This is a genomic window from Hymenobacter psychrophilus (assembly GCF_900107135.1).
GTDB lineage: Bacteria > Bacteroidota > Bacteroidia > Cytophagales > Hymenobacteraceae > Hymenobacter > Hymenobacter psychrophilus.
Genome location: NZ_FNOV01000008.1, coordinates 110,293 through 135,962 on the forward strand (window position 1 = coordinate 110,293; position 25,670 = coordinate 135,962).

At 61.1% G+C, this 25,670-nt stretch carries 21 protein-coding genes; 8 read left to right on the plus strand and 13 right to left on the minus strand.

The features are described from left to right. Window positions 1-63: 63 nt before the first annotated feature. The gene (locus BLW21_RS13255) at window positions 64-2,163 is read left to right on the plus strand and encodes a matrixin family metalloprotease (protein ID WP_092740794.1); all 2,100 of its coding nucleotides are present in this window, start codon (window positions 64-66) and stop codon (window positions 2,161-2,163) included. Between the two features lie 73 nt (window positions 2,164-2,236). Here the strand turns inward: BLW21_RS13255 and BLW21_RS13260 are convergent, their stop codons facing one another. Further along, on the minus strand, window positions 2,237-3,184 hold the full coding sequence (locus tag BLW21_RS13260) for a 3-oxoacyl-ACP synthase III family protein (RefSeq protein ID WP_092740796.1): 948 nt from the start codon (window positions 3,182-3,184) through the stop codon (window positions 2,237-2,239). Window positions 3,185-3,344: 160 nt separating this feature from the next. On the opposite strand from BLW21_RS13260, the gene BLW21_RS13265 reads away from it, so the two are divergent. Then, window positions 3,345-3,932 (plus strand): hypothetical protein, encoded by a 588-nt coding sequence (locus tag BLW21_RS13265; protein ID WP_092740798.1) that lies wholly within the window; start codon window positions 3,345-3,347, stop codon window positions 3,930-3,932. Between the two features lie 8 nt (window positions 3,933-3,940). Here BLW21_RS13265 and BLW21_RS13270 read toward each other — a convergent pair whose 3' ends face one another. The 3 genes from BLW21_RS13270 to BLW21_RS13280 all read right to left on the minus strand — a co-directional run bounded on the left by BLW21_RS13270 (window position 3,941) and on the right by BLW21_RS13280 (window position 8,117). Next, window positions 3,941-5,131 (minus strand): hypothetical protein, encoded by a 1,191-nt coding sequence (locus BLW21_RS13270; protein ID WP_092740800.1) that lies wholly within the window; start codon window positions 5,129-5,131, stop codon window positions 3,941-3,943. A 116-nt stretch (window positions 5,132-5,247) separates the two neighbouring features. Next, the gene (locus tag BLW21_RS13275; protein WP_092740802.1) at window positions 5,248-5,964 is read right to left on the minus strand and encodes a head GIN domain-containing protein; all 717 of its coding nucleotides are present in this window, start codon (window positions 5,962-5,964) and stop codon (window positions 5,248-5,250) included. Between the two features lie 98 nt (window positions 5,965-6,062). Beyond that, a complete protein-coding gene (locus tag BLW21_RS13280) occupies window positions 6,063-8,117 on the minus strand; it encodes a M13 family metallopeptidase (protein WP_092740804.1) in 2,055 nt (684 codons plus the stop codon). A 114-nt stretch (window positions 8,118-8,231) separates the two neighbouring features. Here BLW21_RS13280 and BLW21_RS13285 point away from each other — a divergent pair, with 114 nt between their 5' ends. Both BLW21_RS13285 and arfB read left to right on the plus strand, forming a co-directional pair. Further along, a complete protein-coding gene (locus tag BLW21_RS13285; RefSeq protein WP_092740806.1) occupies window positions 8,232-8,654 on the plus strand; it encodes a hypothetical protein in 423 nt (140 codons plus the stop codon). 66 nt (window positions 8,655-8,720) lie between these two features. Continuing rightward, window positions 8,721-9,128, plus strand: a complete 408-nt coding sequence (gene arfB, locus BLW21_RS13290) for an alternative ribosome rescue aminoacyl-tRNA hydrolase ArfB (RefSeq protein ID WP_092740808.1) — start codon at window positions 8,721-8,723, stop codon at window positions 9,126-9,128. A 95-nt stretch (window positions 9,129-9,223) separates the two neighbouring features. Here arfB and BLW21_RS13295 read toward each other — a convergent pair whose 3' ends face one another. After that, window positions 9,224-9,586 (minus strand): hypothetical protein, encoded by a 363-nt coding sequence (locus BLW21_RS13295; RefSeq protein ID WP_092740810.1) that lies wholly within the window; start codon window positions 9,584-9,586, stop codon window positions 9,224-9,226. 165 nt (window positions 9,587-9,751) lie between these two features. Next, complete coding sequence (gene mgtE / locus BLW21_RS13300) at window positions 9,752-11,137, minus strand: magnesium transporter (protein WP_092740812.1); 1,386 nt, start codon at window positions 11,135-11,137, stop codon at window positions 9,752-9,754. A gap of 269 nt (window positions 11,138-11,406) precedes the next feature. On the opposite strand from mgtE, the gene BLW21_RS13305 reads away from it, so the two are divergent. The 3 genes from BLW21_RS13305 to BLW21_RS13315 all read left to right on the plus strand — a co-directional run bounded on the left by BLW21_RS13305 (window position 11,407) and on the right by BLW21_RS13315 (window position 15,106). Continuing rightward, entirely contained in the window at window positions 11,407-12,219 is an 813-nt protein-coding gene (locus tag BLW21_RS13305) for a cyanophycinase (RefSeq protein WP_092740814.1), read from the plus strand. A gap of 169 nt (window positions 12,220-12,388) precedes the next feature. Further along, window positions 12,389-13,654, plus strand: a complete 1,266-nt coding sequence (locus BLW21_RS13310) for an OmpP1/FadL family transporter (RefSeq protein WP_092740816.1) — start codon at window positions 12,389-12,391, stop codon at window positions 13,652-13,654. A 27-nt stretch (window positions 13,655-13,681) separates the two neighbouring features. Then, the gene (locus tag BLW21_RS13315; protein WP_217633870.1) at window positions 13,682-15,106 is read left to right on the plus strand and encodes an SGNH/GDSL hydrolase family protein; all 1,425 of its coding nucleotides are present in this window, start codon (window positions 13,682-13,684) and stop codon (window positions 15,104-15,106) included. 83 nt (window positions 15,107-15,189) lie between these two features. Here the strand turns inward: BLW21_RS13315 and BLW21_RS13320 are convergent, their stop codons facing one another. The 6 genes from BLW21_RS13320 to polA form a co-directional block, all read right to left on the minus strand. Next, a complete protein-coding gene (locus tag BLW21_RS13320) occupies window positions 15,190-16,212 on the minus strand; it encodes a YpdA family putative bacillithiol disulfide reductase (protein WP_092740820.1) in 1,023 nt (340 codons plus the stop codon). A 31-nt stretch (window positions 16,213-16,243) separates the two neighbouring features. Then, entirely contained in the window at window positions 16,244-16,672 is a 429-nt protein-coding gene (locus tag BLW21_RS13325) for a DoxX family protein (protein WP_092740822.1), read from the minus strand. A 145-nt stretch (window positions 16,673-16,817) separates the two neighbouring features. Further along, window positions 16,818-17,297, minus strand: a complete 480-nt coding sequence (locus tag BLW21_RS13330) for a DinB family protein (RefSeq protein ID WP_092740824.1) — start codon at window positions 17,295-17,297, stop codon at window positions 16,818-16,820. A gap of 123 nt (window positions 17,298-17,420) precedes the next feature. Continuing rightward, complete coding sequence (locus BLW21_RS13335) at window positions 17,421-18,098, minus strand: DUF3226 domain-containing protein (protein ID WP_092740826.1); 678 nt, start codon at window positions 18,096-18,098, stop codon at window positions 17,421-17,423. Between the two features lie 12 nt (window positions 18,099-18,110). Next, window positions 18,111-19,223 (minus strand): AAA family ATPase, encoded by a 1,113-nt coding sequence (locus BLW21_RS13340; protein ID WP_175470968.1) that lies wholly within the window; start codon window positions 19,221-19,223, stop codon window positions 18,111-18,113. Window positions 19,224-19,295: 72 nt separating this feature from the next. Continuing rightward, window positions 19,296-22,202, minus strand: a complete 2,907-nt coding sequence (polA, locus tag BLW21_RS13345) for a DNA polymerase I (protein ID WP_092740831.1) — start codon at window positions 22,200-22,202, stop codon at window positions 19,296-19,298. Window positions 22,203-22,293: 91 nt separating this feature from the next. Between polA and BLW21_RS13350 the strand changes: the two genes are divergently transcribed. Next, window positions 22,294-24,831 (plus strand): T9SS type A sorting domain-containing protein, encoded by a 2,538-nt coding sequence (locus BLW21_RS13350; RefSeq protein ID WP_092740833.1) that lies wholly within the window; start codon window positions 22,294-22,296, stop codon window positions 24,829-24,831. A gap of 175 nt (window positions 24,832-25,006) precedes the next feature. Here BLW21_RS13350 and BLW21_RS13355 read toward each other — a convergent pair whose 3' ends face one another. After that, entirely contained in the window at window positions 25,007-25,564 is a 558-nt protein-coding gene (locus BLW21_RS13355) for a carboxymuconolactone decarboxylase family protein (protein WP_092740835.1), read from the minus strand. Window positions 25,565-25,670 lie beyond the last annotated feature (106 nt).

The window sequence follows — 25,670 nt, forward strand, 5'->3', positions numbered from 1 at the left end:
GAAACAGGGAAATATACTACCTTGAAGGCAGGCCAGCCGGCCGGCTCCTGCGTTTATTCCGGTATGAAATTTCCTGCCCTGTTCCTGCTGCCGCTACTGCTGCTGCCAACGCTGCTGCCAACGCTGCCGCTGGCAGCGCAAACAATAGCCCCGGGGCCCCCCGGCCCGGAAGTTACCCACTGCCTGCTCGTACCCCTCGACCCCGTGCTGCGGACCGCCCGCGCCAGCCGCATCGTGGAGGCGGCCGTAGTCGGCAGCCAGGGCCTGCAAGCTCCCAACGGCCGGCTGTACACGCGCCACCAGCTGCGGGTGTTTCGGCAACTGAAAGGGCCGTCCGATTCGGTGCTGACCGTGTTTACTGAAGGCGGAACGCTGGGCCTGCGCCGCGAGGTGCTCACCAATACACTGCAGCTTACGCCCGGCGAGCAGGGCATCTTCTTTCTGGAGCCAGCCGATGGGCCCAATGAGGCCGGCTGGCAGGTGTACGGCAGCCAGCAGGGCTTTATTCGCTACAATCTAACCGACCTGACGGCGGCCGGGCCTTTCCTGCGCTACCGCAGCCCCGAGGAGGCCGTGGCGGCGCTGGCCGTTGCGCCCCGCCAGCTGCAGCCCAACCCGGCCCTGGCGGCGGCCCGGCGCCAACTCAGCCCACGGCTCGCGGCCCGGCCCCAGGTGGCGCTTATCAGTGGGCTGAGCCCGCTACGCCTGTCGGCCGGCACGGGTGCCGTGCTCACGATAACGGGCAGCGGCTTTGGCAGCAGCCGGGGCACGGGCACCGTGGAGTTTCGCAACGCCGACGATGGTGGCGGCACCTACACGCGCCTCAACGACGACGATTACCTGAGCTGGACCGACACCCGGATTCAGGTGCTGGTGCCGGCCCTGAGCGCCACCGGCAACCCGGCCGGCACCGGGCCAGTGCGCGTAACGCCCGCCGGGGCGGGCCAGCTGCCGGTGCTCAGCCCGCAAACGGTCCTTATCGAGTTTGCGGCTACCAACGTGCGCGACACCAACTCGGGCCAGCGGTCCGGGCCCGCCCACCGCGACCAAAACGGGGCCGGCGGCCTCACGTTCCGCTTCGAGTCTGAGTTTGCCGCTAACGCAGCCGCGGCTGCGGCCTGGAGCCGGGCCCTGGTCAGCTGGCGCTGCCAAACGGGGATAAACTGGACGCTGGGGCCGCCACACACCATAGCCCGGGTGGCCGCCGACGGCGTAAACTCGGTGGGCTTTGATAATGACAGCCGGCTGCCGGCCGGGGTGCTGGGCCGCACTACCAGCTACTACGAAGGCTGCTACCGCCCCAACGGTTCCGTGGCTTTCTTCGTGAAGGAAATAGATATGCAGTACAGCTCCGGGGCGAACTGGCAGTTCGGACCAGCCAGTCCGGTCGATCCGCAGATTGATTTTGAATCGGTGGCGGTGCACGAGCTGGGGCACGCCCAGCAGCTTTCCCACCTGATTCTGCCCAGCGCCATTATGCACTACGCCATTGCCCGCGGGCAGCGCAGCCGCACCCTGGCCCTGGCCAGCGACGTGGCGGGCGGGCGCTATGTACTGCGTACCCGCAGTTTCCGGCCCGAGGTGTGTGGCCCCCCGGCGGCTATGCTGCCTGCGCCGCTGGTGAGCCAGCAGGCCGCGCCGGGCCCCACCGGTGTGGAGGTGCAATGGACCACCCGCGACGAGTGCTACCTGAGCGGCTTTGTGCTGGAGCGCGCCCCGCTCGACACGACGGCCGGCTGGCAGCGCGTGGCGGAAGTAGCCGCCGGAACCGTTGCATACCGCGCCCTCGACCCGGAGCCGCTGCCCGGCCTGAGCTATTACCGCCTGCGCCTGCGGCGGCCCGATGGCTCGCTCGATGCGGCCCGGGCGCTGCTGGTAAGCCGCGACGCGGCTGCGGAAAACGGCCTGACGGTCTTTCCTAATCCATTCGACCGGAATGGGCCGGCGCTACGCCTGTTGTATGCGGCCGGCCCCAGCACTGGTTCTCTCACGCTGCGCTTCTACGATGCTGTGGGCCGCTACCAAGGTGGCCGCCGCCTCGATTACACGCCCGGCCTGAGCTCGCTCAGCCCCGTGCTGCCCGACCTGCGCCCCGGCCTCTACCTACTCCGCTGGACCGACTCGAACGGTCCCAGCGGCACCACCCGCCTGGTAGTACAGTGAATGAGTGACCCGGTGAGTGAGCGGAATGCCATGCCGGCATTCCGCTCACTCACCGGGTCACTCATTCACCGTTTCACCGCTCCAGCAGCATGGCCCCGTAGGAGTAGCCGCCACCGAAAACCGTGACTACCACCTGGTTGCCGGGCTGCAGCGCCGGCCAGGTGCTGCCCAGGGCAATGGCCGCGCCGGCGCAGCCGGTGTTGCCCAGTTCCTCAATATTCGATACGGCCCGCTCGTTGGGCAGGCCCAGCTGCTGCAGCACGTTTTTGGTGATGCGCAGGTTAGCCTGGTGCGGAATCAGGTAAGTCAGCTCCTCTACCGGTACCTCATTGCGGGCCAGAATTTCCTGGGTTACCCGCGTCATGTAGGTGCAGGCGTGGATGAATACGTCTTTGCCATAGGGCATCACGATGCCGCGTTCCACAGGCTTAAGGGTCACCGATTCGTCGGCTTTGCCGATGTTGCCGGCCCCGCCAGTGCGGATGTCGCGCACCCGCAGGTCGGCGGGGGCGAGGCGGTCCTTGGAAATCAGCAGTGCCGCCGCGCCGTCGCCCCACAGGTGGCCGGCTACGGTGTCGTCTTCGTTGTTGTAGGCCGTGTTGTGCTCACTTACAATAACCAGCGCCCGGCGGGCTTTGCCCAGGGCAAAGTAGCCCTCCACAATTTCAATAGCGTTCAGCAGCGACGAACAGGCCGACGAAATACTGACTACCGGAATATCCGATACGTTGATTTCGCGCTGCACGGCGTGGGCCACGGTGTAAATCGTGTCGTGGGGCGTGTAGGTGCCAGCCACAATCAGATCCACATCAGCGGCCGCAAAATCGGTGGTCTGGGCCAGCACCCGGCGGGTGGCCTCAATGGCCATGGTGTTGGTGTTTTCGCCGGGGGCTGCTTTACGGCGCGTCCGGATACCGGTGCGCTCAGTAATCCACTCGCTCGAGAGGCCGTTGAGACGGGTGAAGTGGGCGTTGTCGATGACGTCGGCGGGCAGGTAGGCCGCGACCTGATGGATATACACGGGTGAGTGGAGCGGTAGGGGGCGGGCGAAAAATAAAGTCCGCAAGGTACGCGGTTTGGACAGAGCGCGACGTTATTGCACCCTACCGACGTACTTTGTACCTCGTTGGTTGCCTCAACGCGCAGCCTCACGCCGGGTTCAACTACCCCTTTATAAGATTATGACCTTTCCCTTTTTTGTTGGTTCGGCCGGGCCCCGCGCCGGTCTGCTGGCCGCTGCGCTGCTAACGGCCGCGGCCCTGGCGCCGGCAACGGCCCACGCCCAGAAATACATTACCGCCGCCGGCCTACGGGTGGGCGGGGGGCAGTACGGCCTCACGGTGCAGCAGAAATTTCTGCCCAAAGCCACGCTGGAGGGCCTGGCGCTGGTTAGTTCGCGCGAAGTAAGCGGCACGGTGCTGGCCGAGCGCCACTTCGGTATTCTGGGGCCCAGCCTCAACTACTACCTCGGCGCGGGCGGCCACCTCGGCCACCACAAAGACGACGGCACCTTCGGCGGCTTCGATGCCATTATCGGGGCCGAATATAAAATAGCCTTCATCCCGCTCGTGGTCAGCGTCGATTTCAAGCCCACCGTCGAAATAAACTCCGCCGACTGGGCCCGCTTTCCCACCGCCTTCTCGGTGCGCTACATTATCATCAAAGAGAAAACCAGCTTCCTGGGTGGCGTTTTTGATGGCAAGGACAAGAAGAAATCCAAGAACAAAAAGAAGGACAAGAACAAAGGCGGCGGGCTGTTCGACTTTTAAATGCGCGCCTACTTCTGCGTTGGTGTCGGGTAGAAAACCAGTTGGTTTTCGCCCTGCAGCCAGGTAATTCCGCGCTGCCAGGGATGCAGCTTCCGGATGGCCCTGCTCCCCGCCAGCAGGTGCCACTCGGTGCCATTGGTGCGGGTTTCCAGTACTTCGCCGGTTGCGGCCAAAAGGTAGCCGGTGGAAGTTCCGGGCACAAAGGCTATTTGCTCGAAGCTGGTGTAAGGAGGGACAGTGACGGGCTGCCACTTCCCGGCCGTAAAGCGGAGCAGCCGTTTGGTGGGCAACGGGGCGTACACTAAGTTTCTGTCGCGAAGCTGCGGTTTGCGGTCGGCCATGGTCACCCAAAGCTCGCCCGTTTGCGCCTGCGAGAGCGAGTGCACATCCACCGTATCGGGCGTGTCGATGAGCCGGGAGGGCGCCTGCAAGGTGGCCGGTAGCACGTATATGTTGCCGGGCGTCCCGCTCATCACGCTGTTGGGCAGGGTGGGCATTCGGTCGCTGCCAAATACGTAGAGGGCCGAATCCAGCGCCGACACCAGCAGACCGGTTATGCCCCGGCTCATGCTAATTCCGTAGGGCCGCTGATTGGAATTGTTGGCCAGCCGGGGCGTGTGCCTGGCATCGGTGCCGTAAATAAAAAGGTCGCCGTCGCCGTGCAATGCAATGGGGCCTTCCTGCGCGTTGGCGTAGGTGCCAACCAAAAAATTACGGCCCATGCTGGTTAGCGCCGTTGGGTAGAAGTTGGTGGGCAGTTGCTGCGTTTCCCAGCTACCGCCCTGGTTGTCGGTAAGGGCTACAAAGGACTTTTGGCCCTTGTTAGGGCTATATATATGGGAGAAGGGGCCCAAGGCAGAGTAGCTCAGCAGCGATGCGTGGGGCGAGGTGGGGTCGGGGGTGCGGTACTGCTGCCAGCCGGTACACGAAACCAGCAGGCCCCCGCCCAGCAATAGCCCGCTCAACCCAGAAAATAGCGACCGAACCAGCGGCCGGTGCCGATGCTGCCAGGCCAGCCACAGCAGTAAAAGCAGCGGCAGGGCCGCTACCCCAATCGAGCCTTGTCGGAGCGACGGCTCCGGGGTTTGCGCAACGCCCACCACCGCGCCGTGGGTCTGGTCGCGGAAATAGAAGTGCGAAATGGTGAACTCCGGGGGCGTGGCTATCAGCGTCGTGCGCTCACCCGTAAAGCGGTGCAATTGCCCCGTTTGGGTAAGAACGTAGCCGGAAGAATCGGTTAAAAACTGAAAATCCCTGAGCGGAGGAAGGGTGCTGAATGTGAACGTTCGGGTGGTGGCCATACTTCGCTAAGCGCTTACAGCTTGTGCACCCGGCCGCTGCCGGCCGTGGAGCTGTTCACGCGAGGGTTGCCGCGCACGTACACGCTGCCCGAGCCGGCAATGCGGGCGTCGAGCGTTTCGGTGGCCTGCACCCGGCAGCTGCCCGAGCCGGCCACGCGCACGTCGCAGGTTTTAGCGGCCAGCGCCTCGGCTTGCACGCCGCCCGAGCCGCTGATGCTGATTTCCTGACTTGTGACCGAGCCGCTGCTGATTTTGAGGCTGCCCGAACCCGCCACCGACGAATCGATGCTTTCGGCCGTTACGCCGGCCAGCACCAGGCTGCCCGAGCCGCCCACGGCCAACTTCAGCTTGTTGGCCCGGATGGGCTCGGCGGCCCGCAGGCTGCCCGAGCCGCCTACGCTCAGGGCCGTAACGGTGGGCGCCGTCACGTAAATCACCACTTTGCTTCTGAAATTGTAACCGCTGAACAAGCCGCTTTCCCGCACGGTGTTGATGCGGAGCTTGCCGTTTTCGACTGTGGTTTCGATATGGGTTAAATCTTCCGTGTCGCCCTGCACCTCCACTTTCTGGGGGCTGCCCTGGCGGAAAACGACCTGCATCGAGCCGCCCAGGCTTACGGCGGTAAAGGGCGCCACGGTGCGGGTTTCGCGGGTGTCGGCGGCGAAGGTCTGGAAGGCGGTCAGCAGCAGGGCAAGCAGCAAACCGGGCAGCAGAAGACGAAGCTTTTTCATGGCGTAAAGAGGTAGGGTACGTGGCGGTAGATGCGGGCCGGCTCGCTGCCGTTGCCCGGGGCCGAAAATAATCCGGGCGGAACAACGGCGCAGGCGGCTTACCAGATTTTCACCCGGGCCGAATCGGGCCGGTAAAACTTGTCGCCGGGCGTTACATGGAAGGCCTCGTAGAAGGCGGGCACGTCGGCGAAGGGGCCATTGATGCGGTACTGGGCCGGTGAGTGCACATCGGTGAGCAGGGCCTGGGCCAGCCGCTCGGGGCGCTGGTGGGTTTGCCAGCCCAGCGCGTAACCTAGAAAGTAGCGTTGCACCGGCGTCAGGCCGCCAATTTTCTCGCCCTTCTTATACTGTTCAGTTTTCTTGAACGCATCGAGCCCAATGATGATACCGCCCAAATCGGCAATGTTTTCGCCGGCCGTTGCCTTGCCGTTGATGTGCAGCGAATCGAGCACTTTGTAGCCGTTGAACTGGCGCACGATGCCGCCTACGCGCTGGTCGAAGGCTTTACGGTCGGCCTTGGTCCACCAGCTGCGCAGGTTGCCCTTGTCGTCGAACTGGCTGCCTTCGTCGTCGAAGCCGTGGGTGAGCTCGTGGCCGATGGTGCTGGCCCCGGCATAACCATAAATAATGGCATCATCGGCATCGGCATCCAGCAAACCCGGGATGGAGAAGATGGCGGCCGGCAACACAATTTCGTTGTTGCTGGGGTTATAGTAGGCGTTGTACGTCTGCGGCGTCATGCCCCACTCGGTGCGGTCGACGGGCTGGCCGAGCTTGCGCGCCTCGTAGCGGTAGCGCCACTGGTTGGCCCGCATCACGTTGGCCGCGTACGAGTCGCGCTTGATTTCCAGCGACGAGTAGTCCTTCCACTTGTCGGGGTAGCCCACCTTGCGCGTAATTTTGCTCAGCTTCACCAGCGCCTTCTGCTTGGTCGAGTCGCCCATCCAGTCCAGCGCCTCCATATGCTCGCGGAACGAGGCCGTAATGTTTTCGGTGAGCTGCTCGTAGCGCTGCTTGGTTTCGGGCGTAAAGTACTCCTTCACGAACTGCTGCCCCAGCACCTGGCCGAGAGCCTCTTCTTCGGTGTCGAGCACCCGTTTCCAGCGCGGCCGCTGCTCGGTAGCGCCCTGCAGCACGGTGCCATAAAAGCGAAAATTTTCCTGGTCGAAATCCTGGCTTAACGTAGCGGCGTAGGCGTGCACCAGTTGCCACTGCAGGTAGGCCTGCCAGTCGGCGAGCGGGGCGGTGCGCAGCAGGCGGCTGGCTTCCTGGTAGAACTCGGGCTGGCCCACAATCACCGTGTCGGCTTTAGCAAAGCCCATTTCGGCCAGCCAGGGCTTCCAGTTAAGGCCGGGCGTGAGGCCATCGAGCTTGGCCAGGCTCATCTTGTTGTAGTTGGCGTAGGGGTCGCGCAGGGCTTCGAGCTTGCGCGAGGCGCCGGCTAGCTTGGTTTCCAGCGCCAGCACGCGCTTGGTGCTGGCCTGGGCCGTGGCCGCATCCTGGCCCAGCAGCGTAAACATCTTGTTCAGGTGCTGCTCGTACGCTTGGCGGATGTTAGCCGTGCGGGCATCTTTATTGAAGTAATAGTCGCGGTTGGGCAGCCCCAGGCCCGCCTGCCAGAGCTGCAGGGCCATCTTTTCGCTGTTCTTGGCATCCTGGCCCACGTAGCCGCCAATCAGCGCATTTACGCCCAGCTGCTGCAGCCGCGCAATGGCTGCCTGCACGCCCGTTACAGTGCTGATGTTTTGGATGCGCGTGAGTTCGGCCTGCAGCGGCGCCAGGCCCTGCCGGTTTACGGCGGCGCTGTCCATACCCGTGGCCCAGAAGTCGCCGAGCTTCTGCTCCGTCGAGCCAAGGGCGGCGCTGGCTTTGGCCGCGTCCTCGTTCAGTTTGCGCAGGCGGCTGTAGATTTCGTTCTGGACTTCCTTACCGATGCCCCAGTTGCTTTCGGAGGCCGGAATCGGATGCTGCCTGAACCAGGCGCCGTTGGCGTAGTTGTAGAAGTCGTCGCCGGGCCGCACGGTGGTATCGAGGTTGGCGCTGAGCAGATCGGGCTTGGCGGCGCCGGCTTTATTGTTGGGGCCGCAGGCCGCTACGGCCAGCCCCAGCAGCGGTACTGCCAGTAGCAGGCCCGGACGAAAGAAATGATGCATGGCTTGTTTCCGGTTGGTTGTTGCGCGTTGGTTACTTTCCGCTGAAAGGTAGCAGTAAGCGCCGGCTAATCAACCGCTACTGAAAAACGATTAATCAAAAACAAACAACGAAAAGTGAATCACCTGCTCCTGCTCAATTTCGGCCTGGCCGCCTACCTCACCGGCCTTATCTGGACGGTCCAGCTCGTGCATTACCCCGGCTTTGCCCGCGTGGCGCCCGCGCAGTTCGCCCAGTTTCACCGCGAGCATTCCACCCGCATGGGCTGGGTAGTGATGGGGCCGATGCTGCTGGAGCTGGGCGCCGCCGGGTGGCTGGCGTGGCAGGGCACAGAATTGAGCCCGGCCGCCCGCTGGAGCCAGCTGGCGCTGGTACTGGTGGCCTGGGCCAGCACCTTCCTGCTCAGCGTGCCCTTCCATAACCGCCTCGGCCGCGACGGCTACAGCTACGTGGCCATCGACGGCCTCGTGCGCACCAACTGGCCCCGCACCCTGGCCTGGACTGCCCGCCTGGCGCTGCTGGGCTACCTGCTGTGGTAGAGGCAAAACCACCGGCCCGGCAGCACAGTATAGTTACCTTCCCCATTCATCCCCAGTTTCACTTCCATGCTTCCTGCCGCCGCCGATTTCCTGCCCGAACTGCAGTTCCAGACCAGCCGTAGCAGCGGGCCGGGTGGCCAGAACGTCAACAAAGTAGAAAGCCGCGTGGAACTGCGCTTCCGCATCGCCGACTCGCAGCTACTCACCGACGAGCAGAAGCAGACGCTGCTCCAGAAGCTAGCCTCGCGCCTCACTCAGGAAGGCGAGCTGCTGGTAACCGCCCAGGAAGACCGCAGCCAGCTGCGCAACCGCGAAACGGCGCTGCTCAAGTTTCATCAGCTGCTCACCAAAACCCTGCACCGCCCCAAAACCCGCCGCCCCACCAAGCCCGGCAAAGGCGCCGTGCGCAAGCGTCTGGAATCCAAAAAAAAGCACGGTGACAAAAAGGTGAACCGCGGCCGGGTGGATTTTTGAACCGGCTCTTGTCAGCACGCAAAAGCCCCAGCTTTTCCGAAACGGAAATGGCTAGGGCTTTTATCACAATGGGGAACCGGTAAACCGGCAATAGGCTACACCCGCTGGAAGTGCGAGGCCTGGCGCAGCGTCCGCTCGGAGCCTGAGTTGGGGTCGTTGTAGGTGTAGTCGCCCACTTCTACCGACAGCTTTTTGCCAATGAGCTGCTTGGTGTCGAGGTCGTGGCCGGCTTTCGGCTCGATGCCGACCATTTCGTAGAGGCCCATAATAACGGGCCGGCCGGCATCGGAGAGGTAGAAGCGCTGGAGCACGAAGCCCTCCTCGTTTTCCATGCGAGCGGCGAAGTACGGAATGCCCTGGTTTTCGCTTTTGCCCTCTTCAATACCCGTAATTTCGACCGTGTGGCGGCCGTCGGACAGGAAGCCTTTCTCCTGACCTTCTTCAACTGAAATTTTCATGAGTTCAATGCTAAGTGGATACCTGCATTGCTAACGAAAATAGTCGCGCCAAAGTTGGCTAAATTTTATAGTAGCACCGGATTTAAGCCGTTCTCTTTTAGCTGTTGGCTTCCACCTGAACAAAAGCTAACAGCCAGCAGCTAAAAGCTAACGGCTCAATAAAAGCTACAGCAACGTGCCGCGCAATACCGTGGTAGCTACCGTAAAGTAGATAATCAGGCCCGTCACGTCGACCAGCGTGGCCACGAAGGGGGCTGAGGAGGTGGCGGGGTCGAGGCCCAGGCGCTTGAGCAACATGGGCAGCATGGCCCCGGCCAGTGCCCCCCACAGCACAATGCCCAGCAGCGAGAAGCCGACCGTTACGGCAATCAGCAACCAGAAGGGGCCGAAATAGCCGGGGTCGATGTACTTGGCCCACAGCACGATGCGCAACGAGCCCACCACGCCCAGAATCAAACCCAGCAACAGGCCCGAGAGCAACTCCCGCCGCAGAATCATCCACCAGTCTGATACCGTGAACTCGCCCAGGCTCATGGCTCGGATGATGAGTGAAGTAGCCTGCGAGCCGGCGTTGCCACCTGCCGAAATGATGAGCGGAATAAACAGGCCCAGCACCGCGGCCCGTTGCAAATCGTCTTCGAAATGGTGCATGGCCGACGTGGTCAGCATCTCGCCCAGCAGCAGAATCACGAGCCAGCCGGCCCGCTTTTTCACCATGTTCCAGATGGAGGTGGCCAGATAAGGCTCATCGAGGGCCTCCGAACCGCCCAGCTTCTGAATGTCCTCGGTGTCCTCTTCCTCCCGAATGTCGAGGATGTCATCAATCGTAACGATGCCGAACAGGATGCCTTCGCTGTTGATAACCGGCAGGGCCACCCGGTCGTTGCGCCGGAACTCGTCGATGGCCTCCTCCTGGTCCTGCATGCTGCTCAGCGAAACGAAGCGGCGGTCCATCAGCTCACTAACCCGCACTTCGGGCCCGGCCAGTAGAAACTCGCGGATGCGGATGTCGTCAATCAGCCGGCCCCGCTCGTCGGTTACGTACAGCACGTTCAGCGTTTCGGAGTGCCCGCCGTGGCGGCGGATATAGTCGAGTACCTGCTGCACCGTCCAGGTTTCGCGGATGGCAATGTAGTCGGGCGTCATCAGCCGGCCCACCGAGTACTCGGGGTAGCCCAGCAGCTCCAGCGTTACCTTGCGCTCGGGCTCCGAGAGGGTCTGAATCAGCTCGCGCACCAAATCATCGGGCAGAAACTCCAGCAGCGCCGTGCGGTCGTCGGGCGACATTTCGTTGAGAATGTCGGCCATCTTATCCTGGCTGAGGTTGGCCAGGAAATGCTTCTGAATATCAATGTTCAGGTACTCGAACACCTCGGTGGCCAACTGCAGCGGCAGCAGCCGGAAGATGATGAGCTGCTCGCGCTCTTCCTCTTCCTCCAGCAACTCCACCACCTCAGCGGGCTCAAAATTCTTGAGGGCTTCCTTGAGCTTGAAAAACTCGCCTTCCTGAATCAGGGACGTAATGTGTTCGAGGGTCGGGTGCTGATTCATGAAGCTGAAGGGAAAGAAGCAGTTTCTCGCTAGGCAGAAAGCATTGGTGATGTGGGCCAAACCGGCGCGCAAAAGTACGGCTTTCCGCTAAGGTTGGGATGTAGCGATGGGGAAATAATGAAATGAGGGTGGTGGCTGTGCCGGGATGCGCCCGCCCCTGACACGCCGCCCGCGCCTGCCGCGGCCCCGCCCCGCTTCTTCTGCCTGCGGGCCGGCCGGCCGAATCCGGCGGCGGGGTGTACTTTTGGCCCGTACCTCCGTCACCCGCCATGCCCTACCCGTCCGCCGCCCTGCCGCTTGGCACGCTTGTCGCCCTCGGCGGCGGCTCCGACGATGCCCTGCTGGCGCTGCTGGCCGGCCTGCTGCCCGCGCCCACCACGCCCGTTGAAATTGTTACGGCCGCTTCGTGGCGCAATGCCAAGTCCACTGGGGCGGCCTACGAAAAGTCGTTGCGGGCACTGGGTTGCCGGGCCGCCCGCCACCTGCCCATCAGCGAGCAGCAACCGGCCGATTCGCCCGCCACACTGGCGCGCTTGGCGCGGGCGGGCCTCGTTTTCTTTTCGGGCGGCGACCAAGAGCGGCTGGTGGATTTGCTGGCCGGCACCGAGTTTGCCCGGCTGCTGGGGCAGCGGTTCAGCGAAGAGGAAAGCTTTATGGTCGCCGGCACCAGCGCCGGAGCTGCCGCGCTGCCCGCCCATATGGTTATCGACGGCTACGGCTGGCGGGCCCTGCGCAAGGGCGGCATCCAGACCGGCCCGGCCCTGGGCTTGCTGCCCGACCTGCTTATCGACCAGCACTTTGCCGAGCGCGGCCGCTTCGGGCGGCTGGCCCACGCCCTGCTGGCCCACCCCGAGTGCCTGGGCCTGGGCCTGGCCGAAGAAACCGGCCTGATAGTACGCGGTGGGCGCCACGCCACCGTATTCGGCGACGGGGCCGTAATGGTGCTCGACGCCCGGGAGTTGGCCGGCAGTAACCTGCGTCGCATTAAAAAAGGCCAGCCGGTAAGCGCCCAAAACCTGCGGGTGCACCTGCTCGTGGCCGGGCAGCAGCTCGATTTAATTTCCCGCGAAATCGGGGATTAGGCCTGAATCAGGCCCCCAGCCAGACTCTGGACCCCCGGCCGGGAAGTGGGCCCGCCGGCCCCGGCTACGATGGTTCCGGAAATTTGTTCGGCTTGCCTACTACAACTTGTGTTTTTACTTTACATTTAGGGGCGCTAAGCCCCCAAATTCTCACTTTTTCACTCTTTGTATGAAATTTAAGTCTCTACTTCTAGCAGGAGGTGCGCTGCTCTCGGCAACCGCGGCTTCGGCAGGCGGCTACCAGGTAACGCTGGCCGGCATCAAAAACAACGGCATGGGTGGTGTCGGCGTGGGCCTGTCCCTCGACCAGGCGGCCATGTTTTACAACCCCGGTGCCCTGGCTATGGTGCGCGACCGAGGCGTGCAGATTGGCGCCAACTTCACGTTTGCCCGCAACTCTTTTGTGGCCGAAGGCAGCAGCACGCAGCGCGAACTGCGCAACAGCGTGGTGACGCCGGTAAGCCTGTTTGCCGGTTTCGGCCCCCAAGAGGGTAAGTTTCGGGCGGGTATTGCCGTGTACACGCCTTTCGGTAGCAAGCTGCAGTACGCCGACGGCTGGGAAGGCCGCACCTCGCTCACCGATATCGACCTGAAGTCGGTGTTCGTGCAGCCCACCGTCAGCTACGCCATCACCGACCAGTTGAGCATCGGAGCCGGCCTGGTAGTGCTGGCTTACGGCGCCGTAAACCTGCAACGCGACATTCCGTTGCCCGACTCGTTCGGCCACATTGAGCTCGATGGCAAGGCGGAAACCAAGTTCGGCGTCAACGCTGGCATTTTCTTCAAGCCTTCCGAAAAACTGAGCGTGGGCGTGAGCTACCGCTCGAAAATTGATGCCCGGGTAAAGGACGGCGACGTAACCTTCAGCGGCCTCTCGCCCGCTTTCGCCCCAAATTTCCAAGCTACCAAGTTCTCGGCTACGCTGCCCCTTATTGCTACTACCAGCATCGGTTTCGGCATTATGCCTACCGAAAACCTGACGATTGGCATTGATGCCAGCTTGGCCAACTGGAGCGCCTACAAAACCCTGCGCTTCGATTTCGACCAACCTATCCTCGATTCCAAGACCCGCCTGCCTACTACAGTAAGCGAGTCGAAGCGCGAGTACCAAGACGCCCTGACGTTCCGCGTGGGTGCCCAGTACAAGCTCACCAGCGGCCTGGTAGTGCGCGCCGGCGGCTCGTATGACGAGAGCCCGGTGAAAGACGGTTTCGTAACGCCCGAAACGCCTGACAACGACCGCATTGGTGGTACCCTGGGTGCTTCCTACAACTTCGGCAAATTCGGGGTTGACCTTTCGGCCCAGTACGTCGGCATCAAGAAGCGTACCCAGACCCAGCAGGAGCTGGTGACGAATGGCACCACCGACCGGATTGCCGGCACCTACAAGACCAACATCGTGATTCCCGGCATCGGCCTGAATTACACCTTCTAGTTCTAACCGCGACTCACTCCTGATTCCATGAATACTACTTTGTTTCGTAAATCTGCGCCGATGCTGGCCCTGCTGGGCCTTGGCCTGAGCGCCTGCCAGCCCGACCTGGAAAAGGACTTCGAGCCCAGCAATGGCACGGCCGATTTCTCCAACTACATTGCCGTGGGCAACTCGCTCACGGCCGGCTTCTCCGACGGTGGCCTCTACCTGGAAGGCCAGCAGCAGTCGTTTCCGGCTATTCTGGCGCAGCAGTTCGCCACGGTAGGCGGCGGCGAATTCGTGCAGCCGCTGTTCGGTGCGGGCCAGGAAAATGGTTCGGGCTACCTGCGTCTGGCCAATATCGTAAACGGGCTTCCCGTTACGGCTAGTGTAAACACCAACTTGGCACTGCGCCAGGGCGCTACGGCGGCCCGGCCGCTTTATACCAAGTTCACCGGCCAGATAAACAACCTGGGCGTACCGGGCATCCGCCTGTCGGATATCGAAACGGCGGGCTACGGCAGCGTGCTGGGCAACCCCTTCTTCGAGCGGATTACGCCCGACGCGCAGGCTACCCAAACGTATTTGCAGCGGGTAGCGGCTTCTAATCCTACCTTCTTTACCAACTGGCTGGGCAACAACGATGTGCTGGGCTTCGCTACCGCCGGTGGTGCTGCCAACTCGCTCACTTCGGTAGCCGACTTCACCGACAAGAACTCGAAGGTGATTGATGCGCTGACCGCCACGGGCGCTAAGGGCGTGGTAGCTACCATTCCCGATGTAACGACGATTCCGTTCTTCACTACTGTGGGCCCCAGCTTCCGCACTACGCTGGAAGCGGGCAAGGTATCCGGTTTGGTTATTCAGACGGGTGCTGCCCCCGGCGGCGCTACCTCGGCCAACCGCAAGCCAATTACGACCGGTGACATCAAGGCAGTGGATGGCACGGGCCGGCAGTTGTTCACCCTGCTTTCCTCGCCCTTCCTGCCCCTGGTGGGCACGAAAACGGGCCGCCCGTGGCGCTACGTGTATGGCCAGAGCGGGCAGCCTGCTGCAGGCTTCCCATTGTTCCTAGCTGCCTACGGCATTGACACCACGGCTGCTTTCGGCGTGTCGGCTGGCAACCCCATCCCGAGCCTGTTCGTGCTCGACGATGTAGAGCAGGGCCAGGTAAGAACTGCTACAAACAACTTTAACGCCGCCATCAAAACCAAGGCGGCGGCTAAGGGACTGGCTGTGTTCGATGCCAATGCCTTCTTCTCGACGGTAGCCTCCAACGGCTTGGTAGTAAACGGTGTAAATAACACGGCTGGTTTCGTGAGCGGCAACCTGTTCTCGCTTGACGGTGTGCACCCCACGCCCCGCGGCTACGCTGTTGTGGCCAACGAAATGATCAAGGTTATCAACTCGACCTACGGCGCCAAAGTGCCAACCGTAAACCCGACTAGCTACCGGGGCGTGAAGTTCCCGTAACGGGCTCTTCCCGCTGCTTATCTAAAAGCTCCCGCCTTTACCAAGGCGGGAGCTTTTTTTGTGCAATAAAACAGGGCTGCTGTTTATAGCTGCACCGGTTGCAGTACCTCGGGCAGCGCCGGGGCGGTTTCGCCGGCGAGGCGGGCGGCGATGAGCTGGGCGTGGTAGCGGCCGTTCTCGATAAACCAGCGGCTGGTATTGCGGCCGCCGCACACGGTGCCGGCCAGGTACAGGCCGGGGCGGTTGGTTTCGAGGGTTTCGGCGTCGTGACTGGGCGTCTGGGCAGCATCGCTGCCGCAGTTGATGCCCAGGGCCGCCAGAAACGAGAAGTCGGGGTGGTAGCCGGTGAGGGCGTACACGAACTGGGCCGGCAGCGTGCGCGGCCCCTCGGGCGTGCTGACTTCCACCGCCCCGGGCGTAATGCTGGTGACGGTGGTGTTGAACAGGGCCCCGATGCGGCCCTCCTTGATGCGGTTGACAAGGTCGGGCCGGATCCAGTACTTAACGGATTCGGGAATGTCGGGGCCGCGCACGAGCAGCGTGGGGCGGGCGCCGGCCCGCATCAACTGCAGTGCCGCTTTGGCGGCCGAGTTTTTGGCCCCGATAATCACCACGTCCTGGTCGGCGTGGGCGTAGGGCTCCTTGTAGTAGTGCGACACATGGGGCAGGTCCTCGCCCGCCACGTTCAGGTAATTGGGCAGGTCGTAGAAACCGGTAGCCACAATTACGAACCGAGTTTGCAGACGGGCCTTATCGGTTACGACAGTGAAGCTGCCCTGCTCGCCTTCCAACCCGATTACCCGCTCGTAGAGGCGGAGCGTCAGGTTTTCGGCCTGGGCCACGCGGCGGTAGTAGTCGAGAGCGTCTTCGCGCAGGGGCTTGTAGTGCAGCGTGGCCATGGGGTGGCCGCCAATTTCGAGCAGCTCGGGCGTCGAAAAGAACTCCATGTTGGTAGGGTAGCCCACCAGCGAGTTCACCAGCGCGCCCTTATCTAGCACCACGGCTGAGAGGCCGCGCCGCTGCACTTCCAGCGCGCAGGCCAGCCCCACCGGCCCGGCCCCGATTATGGCTACATCAAAGGAAGAGTTGGTTTCAGAAAGATTCATGCAGCGTAAACGGGCAGCGGCGGGGTTCTGTTTAAAGTGGCCGCCGCGCCATGAGTGCTTTCAGGGCCCCGGTGCTCCACAGGGCCACGCCAATCAGCACAGGCTGGAAAAACAGGCGGCCCAGGCGCTTGGTATCGGTATCGAGGCCGAACGCCGACAGGTGGTGGGTGTACTGGTGAATATTGCCCGGAAACACGGCCGCATAGAATAGCCCCAGCCCCAGACCCATGCGCACCCGGTTGCGGCCCTGCAACAGCAGCAGCCCCAGGCCCAGCCCAATTTCCACCACACCCGAAGCCAGCACGGTCGTGTCCTTGTCAAGCGGAATGAAATCGGGCACCTGGGCCTGAAATGCCTGGCGCTGAAACGTGAGGTGGCCGGTGCCAGCCACGACCATAAAGGTGCCCAGCAGCCCGCGGGCTACATTTTGCAGCGTGGTGGTATGAGGCTGGGTGAGCATGCGAATTGCGGTTGAAGTGGGCTTTGCAGAGAGAGAGTATACGGCCACTTAGCCGGTGCGGGTGCCCACGCCGGTACCCCGTAAGCTCAATCAATTCGTCAGTCCTGATGTGGCCTTAATCGTCTACAACTTGCCGGCGCGGCTGTTACCAAGCGTGTAATAGCCGCCGGATCAGAATAATTTCGCCGGTGTGGTAGGCGGTATGGTCGCCAATCAGTAGGGCCTCCCGCAGGATCGTCTGGCCGTCGCCGTGCGGAAGGGGGGCCAGTAAATCAGTAGTAGGGTGCTGTAGCAGGTCGATGAAGCGCTGCCGGTCAGCCTGAATTTGAGCAAGCGTCTGGTACCATTGTGCTTCGTCGGCGGTAGCGGTTTGGGCAGGCCAGTAGCCCGCGGGCCACTCTGGAGAAGTATGCTCGGCTCCGAGGGAAAACTCTACAATATCCCACTGCGCAATACGAATATGGTCAGCTAGTTGCCAGATAGTATAGGGTGCCTCCGGCGCGTGCTGGTTCCACTGCGCGGGCGTGAGGTCGGCGCAGGCATCCTCAAACGTGACGTGGGCATTACCCTGCGTGAGCAGACTGATAAGTTCGGTGACGATGCCCTTCTTTGTGGTCTGATCCATTGGTTTACCAGAAAACTTAGTGCGCCTGCAACCAGTTCTCGCCCACGCCTACTTCCACTTCCAGCGGCACGCCGTGGGGCAGCAGTAGGGCGGTGGCCATGAGCTCCTTTATTTTGGGCGTAATTAGGACAAGTGCTGATTGAGAAAGTCCCGCAAGGGCTGGATAGCCGGGGCATTCAGGTTCCATAAACTGGGATTCTCAAAAATCTTTTGGCCTCCTTTCTTATGGTGCCGGTCCCATTCAGCGCCTTCCAATGGCATCACATTTACATAGTCGTAGATACGGCGCTTTTTGGAGGGCGTGTTATAGTAATCCTGCCCATTATTGACCAGTTGTTGAAGGCATTGCTCGTAGCCATCGTAGCAAGTCATTATGGCCTGATGGGCTGGTTGCACCACTTGTAGGAGTAAATCTTCCAATTCGCCGGGCTGATTGGGGCTAGGAAAGAGGAAGAGAGCGGGTGCTGGCTCATCAGTGGCAATTTGTTCTTTCAAAATAGCGGCCCGCTGGGCCGGCGCTTCATCAGCATCGAAAACAATCAAGGTTTTGCCACCCGAATCGCGCGCCTGCTGAATCGAGACTGACTGCTTTTTGCCTAAGTTAGCCCAACCGCCGATGCTAGAAATTAAGATGGTGTCAGCGGTATCTTCTACTATCAGATAAGTGGTGACTATCTGCCCTTCGCGAGTGATTTTGATATTGGGATTCGGAACAGTAGCGCGAAGTTGTTTGACTATTACCAAAACTAGGTCGTGGTCGTCTGTACCTTCGACATAGATATTAAATTGCTTGTTTGCCATGTGTAATGCCGGTTAATTGCGAACTTCTACGCCGTGGTCCAGTGCGTAGTCAAGTTGCTCATAGTCGTACCGGTAAGTGCGCACCATATCGCCATCAGCACGGATAAGGGTATAAGCGGCCACGTCGTTACGGTAATCCGCATTTTCCTCGTTATCAAGTACCCAAGTAAGGTGGCGAAGGGCCTCAGCGCTATGGGTGGTAGCAAATACTTGCACATCATATTCACGAGCAGCTTGTAAGATGCCTTTCCATAAGATTCGTAGAGCGGAGTAGTGAAGGCCATTGTCTATTTCGTCAATGAGGACGATACCGCCAGAGCTGTGAGCTACAGCAGCAGCAATGTCTAATAATCTCTGAACACCTTCTCCCATTAGATTCAGTGGGAGTAAAGTGCGAAAATTCGCTCCTAAATCCAGATAAATCTGGCCACTGGTGCTTAGGCTAATATCCTCAATTCTTATATCAATTATTTTCATAATGTCCAATAGTGGGGCATCTATTTTGTTGAATTTAAGATCTTCTAACTTTTGCCCTAAAGTTAAACGGTCTATATTAGTCGTTAAAATTTCGGAAACCATGTATCGGGATGAACCAGGAAAACGTAAACCTGCCAATTCTTTATCAGATTTTATTGACGTTTTTATAAATAAATCGTGCCCATTGTTATCGCGGCCCATAGATATTTCTATAGGTTTTACTGTAGTTGGGGACACAACTGATATCAAGAGCACATTAGCTTCCGGTTTGCGAGTCAGAACAGAACTTCTAGAATGAATCGTTGTATCATGTTCTTTAGCATAAAGACGTTTCCGGATACCCATAGAAGCCCGTAGCGTATGGCTTTCACCTTTTTCATCACGGTGAATCGCAGATAAAACCACAGATAAAGTGGAATCAAAGCCATAGAAAATATATCTAAAATCAAATTCGTTATTTATTAACCCTCGCTCCTTCTCAATTATAGAGAGCCAATTTGCATCTTCTATTCCAGATATAGCAAACAGCGCCTCTAGTACACTCGTCTTTCCTGAGTTATTTTTCCCCACGAGCAGGTTCACCCGCGTCAGTTTCTCCAGCTTCAGGTGCTTCAGGCTGCGGAAATTTTCGACTTCAAAGGAATCCATTAACATAGCAAAGCCACCCCCTGATTAGACAGGAGGTGGCTTAAAGGTCGGACAAAAATGGCAATCCGGTCCCTAGTGCGCCTGCAGCCAGTTCTCACCCACGCCTACTTCCACTTCCAGCGGCACGCCGTGGGGTAGGAGCAGGGCGGTAGCCATCAACTCCTTGATTTTGGGCGTGATGTAGTCCACCTCTTCACGCACGGCATCAAACACCAGTTCGTCGTGGACCTGCAGAATCATGCGGGTGCCGAGCTTTTCCTGCACCAGCCACTCGTGGATGTTGATCATGGCCTTCTTGATGATGTCGGCCGCGGTGCCCTGGATGGGGGCGTTGATGGCGTTACGCTCGGTGTAGCCACGCAGCGTAGCGTTGCGCGAGTTGATGTCGCGCAGGTAGCGGCGGCGGCCGAGCAGGGTTTCGGCGTACTCCAGCTCGCGAGCCCGGTTGATGCTCTCGTCCATGTACTGCTTCACCGATGGAAACTCCTCGAAGTAGGTCTCGATGATGTCCACAGCTTCCTTGCGGCCAATGCCGATGCGCTGGGCCAGCCCGAAGGCCGAAATACCGTAGATGATACCGAAGTTGACGGTTTTGGCCTTGCGCCGCATCTCGCCATCCACCTCACTCAGCGGCACTTTGAACACCTTACTGGCCGTGCTCGTGTGAATGTCCTGGCCCAGGCGGAAGGCCTCAATCATCGTTTTGTCGCCCGCGAAGTCGGCCATGATGCGCAGTTCCACCTGCGAGTAGTCGGCCGCCAATAGCACGTGGTTGGCGTCGCGGGGCACGAAGGCCTTGCGGATTTCGCGGCCCTTCTCGGTGCGGATGGGAATGTTCTGCAGGTTGGGGTTGGTGCTGGAAAGGCGCCCGGTGGCCGTTACGGCCTGGTTGAAGCTCGTGTGTACCCGCCCGTCGAGCTCGCACACCAGCTGGGGCAGGGCCTCGACGTAAGTGGAACGCAGCTTGCTGAGCTGGCGGTACTCCAGAATCAGGCCCGCAATGGGGGCGTCGCCGGCCAGCTGGCTTAGGATTTCCTCGCCGGTGGCGTACTGGCCGGTTTTGGTTTTCTTGATTTTCTTGCCGCCGAGGTCCATTTTATCGAACAGAATTTCGCCGAGCTGTTTGGGCGAGCCGATGTTGAACTCCTGGCCGGCTTCCTGGTAAATCTGGCCTTCCAGCTCCGTGATGTAGCCCTGCAGCTCGGCCGAGTACTCGCCCATGGCCTCGGAGTCAATCTTCACGCCCTCGTACTCGATAGCCGCCAGCACCGGCACCAGCGGGTTTTCCACCTCGTTCAGCAAGTCGAGCAGGCCCACTTCTTTCAGCAGCGGCTCGAACACGTGCTTGAGCTGCAGCGTCACGTCGGCGTCCTCGCAGGCGTAGTCCGACACCTCGGCGGGCGGCAGGTCGGCCATGGTTTTCTGGTTCTTGCCCTTGGGTCCGATGAGGGCCGTAATGGGCACCGGCGTGTAGTGCAGGTAGGTTTCGGCCAGTACGTCCATGCCGTGGCGCATGTCGGGCTCGAGCAGGTAGTGGGCCAGCATGGTGTCAAACAGCGGCCCCCGAATCTCGACGCCGTAGTGCTTGAGAATGGTGAGGTCGTACTTGATGTTCTGGCCGACTTTCAGGATGGTTTCGGCGTCGAAAAACGGCCGAAACTCGTCCACCAGGGCCTGGGCGGCCGCTTCGTCGGCCTGCGGAACGGGCACGTAGTAGGCCTCGCCGGGCAGCCAGCAGAATGAGAGGCCCACAAGCCGGGCCGTCATGGTGTCGAGGCCGGTGGTTTCGGTGTCGAAGCTGACTTCGGTTTGCAGCAGCAGGAACTCCAATAGCTCGGTCCGGAGCGCGGGCGTATCCATCAGGTGGTACTGGTGGGCCACATCTTCCAGCGTGCGGCGCGGGCCGGTGGGCGCGCCGGCCTCGCCGTTGCTGCCTTCCTCGACACCAATAGCCACGGCTGCATCAGACGACGCGCCGAACAAGCTGCCCTGGCCGGCAGTGGCCACTTTGGGCCGCCGGGCGCCGCGCGGGGTGGGAGTGCCGCCGTTGGTCACGCCAGCCGGTCCGGCCCCGTCGCCGAGCACGCGGGCGGCCAGCTGGCGGAACTCCAGCTCGTCGAACAGGCGGCGCAGCTCCTCCATGTCGGGCTGGTCGAGCACGAGCTTGTCGGCCTCGAATTCTATGGGTACATTGAGGTGGATGGTAGCCAGCTCCTTGCTCATGAGACCCTGCTCGGCAAACTCGCGCACGTTCTGCTGCTGCTTGCCCTTGAGCTTGTCCACGTTAGCAATCAGGCCTTCCACCGAGCCGTACTCCTGAATCAGCTTCTTGGCCGTTTTCTCGCCGATGCCCGGGATGCCCGGAATGTTGTCGGAGGCGTCGCCCTGCAGGCCCAGAATGTCAATCACCTGCGCCACCCGCTCAATCTCGAAGCGCTGGAGCACGTGGGCCACGTCGAGGATTTCGGCGGCGTTGCCCATGAAGGCCGGCCGGTAGATTTTTACGCAATCGGTTACCAGCTGGCAGTAGTCCTTGTCGGGTGTCATCATGTACACCTCGCCAAAGCCCTGCTGCTCGGCCCGGCCGGCCAGCGTACCAATCACGTCGTCGGCCTCGAATCCTTCCACCATCAATATGGGGATGTGAAAGGCCTTGATAATCTGTTTGATGTAGGGAATAGCCAGGCCGATGTCCTCGGGCATGGCCTGGCGCTGAGCCTTGTAGTCGGCGTACTGCTCGTGGCGGAAGGTTTTCTTGGCCGCATCAAAGGCTACGCCGATGTGGGTAGGCTTTTCCTTCTGCAGCACCTCGACCAGCGTGTTGGTGAAGCCCAGGATGGCCCCGGTATTGAGTCCCTTGGAGTTCACGCGCGGGTTCTTGCTGAAAGCAAAATGGGCCCGGTAAATCAGGGCAAAGGCGTCGAGCAGGAACAGCTTGCGAACGGGGGCGGTGGCGGGCGTTTCGGCGGAGTCGGTCATAGGATAGCGAAGGTACGGAAGGCGCGAAAAGAGGGCGGGATTACGTCAGGATAAGCAGTACTTTTATTCCGCAAATTTCACTAACTGTCGCATGAATACACTATTACTAAAGATCTTCACCGGGCTATTATTGTTCATTGGACTCGCCATCCCAGCCCACGCCCAAACGCTCGACCCCACCTTCGCGCCGCTGGAAACCTGGCAGTCAGCCACCGTCAACAGCACCCAGGAGCAACCCGACGGCAAGCTGCTGGTGGCCGGCAGCTTCACTCGTCTCAACGGCAGCCCTGCCAGCGGGTTGGCCCGGTTCAATGCCGATGGTACGCTGGACGAAACCTTTGCAACAAGGGTGGCGGTTACCTCCCGAGGCGCGAAGGTGCGGCGGTTTGCGAATGGCCAACTGCTGGTAACCGGCTACCCCTACGTGTTTGTAGGTGGCCCCGGGATAGTTAAACTCAACGCTGATGGGACATTAGTGGCAGGCTTTAACTCTGGCAGTGGACCCAATGGCTCGATTACTACGGTTGCCGTTCAACCCGACAATAAAATATTGCTCGCGGGGGCATTCGAATACTTCAACTCGACAAGAGTAACCGGCCTGGTGCGCCTGAACGCCGATGGTAGTGTCGACCAGAACTTCGTAGTCAATTTGGGCAGTGGCTTTACCGGAGGCAACTACGGCCTGGGCCTGAACGGCGTAGTGTCCGCTATTGTGGTGCAGGCCGATGGCAAAATTGTGGTCGGTGGCCGCTTCGACAAAGTCAGCGGCTACGCCATCCACAGTCTGGTGCGCCTGAATGCCGATGGCACGGTCGATACGAGCTTTATTCCCTTCCCCGGCCCCCGGCCCACGACCACCGCGCAGGTGCTGGCCCTGGCGGCCGACCCGCGCACGGGCCAGTTAGTCGCCCGTACGGCCAGCCTCGGGACCGAAGTAGTACGACTAACTCTGGCGGGGCAAATCGACCCGACCTTTACCGCTTCCGTGCGGACGAATGGGGTAACCGTCGGGTTTCTGGAAAGCGACGGCCTGGTGGCCGTTGATGCGGCCGGGGGCGTGTTGCTGGGCGGCCTCTTCACCTCGCTCAACTCTACGCAGCCCGACCGCGCCTACCTGCTGCGGCTGCTGCCAACCGGGCAAGTCGACCCGGCCTTTGTGCCCCAGCGGCTCAACGACCAGCTGAGAACGGTGCAGGTGTTGGCCAACGGCGAGGTGCTGGTGGGCGGTAGTTTTACCAGCTACGGCGAACTGCCCCAGGCCAGCGTGCTCCGGCTGAACGGCACTACGGCCCAGGCCCTGCCCGGTCTCCGCCCCGCCCTCGACGAGCCGGGAACCGTGACCAGCATAGCCCAGCAAACCGATGGCCGGCTGCTGATTGGGGGCCGGTTCCGGGAACTGAACGGTGCCCCCGCCAGTAATCTGGCCCGCCTCCGGTCCGATGGCAGCCCCGACGCGACGTTTGCCCCAGCCAGCACAAACGGACCAATCGAAAAAATACTGGTGCTGTCTGATGGCCGGATTGTAGTGAGCGGCCGGTTCACTAAATCCGGCAACCTGGGCACGGCCCTGGTGGCCCGGCTGCTGGCCAATGGTCAGGCAGATGCTTCTTTCGAAGCCCCTGGTACATTATTCACCGCTATCAGCTCACGGGTAATAGCCCTGGCCGAGCACACGAATGGCGCCATTCTCATCGGGGGTTCGTCCCTGAGCCCCAATATTACCGCTGTTGTGTACCGCTTGCTGGCTGATGGCAGCTTAGACCAGAGCTACGCGCAGAAGGTGGAGGGGCAGGTGAGTGGTTATCTCCAGGCAATCAAGGTGCTACCCGATGGCCGGCATTACGTGGCCGGATCTATCAACCGTGCCGGCACTACGCCCGCCGGGGGCATTGTGCGGCTGCGGGCCGATGGCAGCCGCGACGAAACCTTCGTGCCCGCCACCACTGGCGGAGGCACCATCTGGCAGTTGGCCGTGCAGCCCGATAACAAGGTGCTCATTGGCGGCCAATTTTACAGCTACAACAACATCGTGCGCCCCAACATAGCCCGGCTCAACTCCGATGGCAGCGTCGACGAATCGTTTGATGCCAACCAAACGGATGGCGGTGGAACCGGCCTGGTGCGCGACCTGGAGTTGCAGCCCAATGGCAAGGTGCTGGTGGCCGGCGACAGCCAGGAGAAGGGCTACCTGCACCGGCTGAATGCCGATGGAACGGTGGATGCCTCCTTCCTGGGCTACGGGCTTTACAACAGCTCCGTAACCGACCTGCTGGTGCAGCCTGATGGCCGCCTCGTTACGGCCGGCGCCTTTACGCAGGTAGACGGACAACCCCGGGCCGGCCTGGCCCGCCTTATTGGGGGCGCCGTGCTGCACGTCGGCGCGTCGCAGTCGGCGGCTACGCTGGAGGCTTGGCCCAACCCCGTCCGCGACCTGCTCCGGCTACGCCTCGATGCGGCGGCGGGCCCCCGGACGGTGGTGCTGCTAAATGTACTGGGCCGGGAGGTGTACCGGCGCGCAGCCACCGGGGCGCAAATGCAGGTGCCGGTTGGCCAGTTGGCAGCGGGCGTGTACCTGTTGCGGGTAGAGTACGCCGACGGCCCGGTAACGCGCCGTATAGTAGTGGAGTAGGCGACTAGCAGGACCAGCGCGTTCGAACTCCTGAACCCGCGCTTACCTGTACTGGCGCAATCGGAAGAGCTTTTTATGCGGCTTCGTTGCCTTCGTGCTGAACCGCACCCATACTGTAAAAGTAGCGCGGGCGCCCCCTCAAGGGCGCCCGCGCTACTTTTACAGAACATCCAACTTAAACCGTAGCGGGCTCCCAGGCGAACTTCTGGAAGGCCGCATCCACTGGCGTTTCTACGAGGTGGTTGGTGTAGTTGCTGATGACTTTCTGCGAGAGGCCCAGCACGATTTCCAGTACCTGGCGCTTGGTGTAGCCAGCCGCGTAAAATGCTTCCAGCTCGGCGCTGCTTACCTGGCCCCGGTTGCGAACCATCGAGAGCGTGGTGTCGTGGAGCACCTGTAGCTTCTCGGTGGGCAGGGCGGTACGGTTGCGCAGGGCCTCCGTGATGGCCGGGTCTACCTGCATCATGTGGGCGATTCCGGTGTGGGCGGGCACGCAGTAGTGGCAGTTATGCTCCACGTTGATGGTCTGCCACACCACCGTCAGCTCGTCCTTGTCGAACGACGATTCGGTGAACAGCTTGTGCAGCATCTGGTAGGCTTCGAGCAGGCCCGGGGCTTCGGCCAGCGCGCCGTGCAGACCCGGAATCATCCCGTATTCTTTCAGGGACTTTTCCAGCAGGGGCTTGCTTTGCTCGGGGGCCGTTTCGAGGGTGTGGATGGGGAAATTACGCATGGTTGTCTGAATTTAAGATGGAATAATCGGGGGCGGATGACGGGCGCCTTCCGTCCCCGTTTTGCCTACGACAAAGGTACCGCCACCCTCCGCCCGAACTATGGAC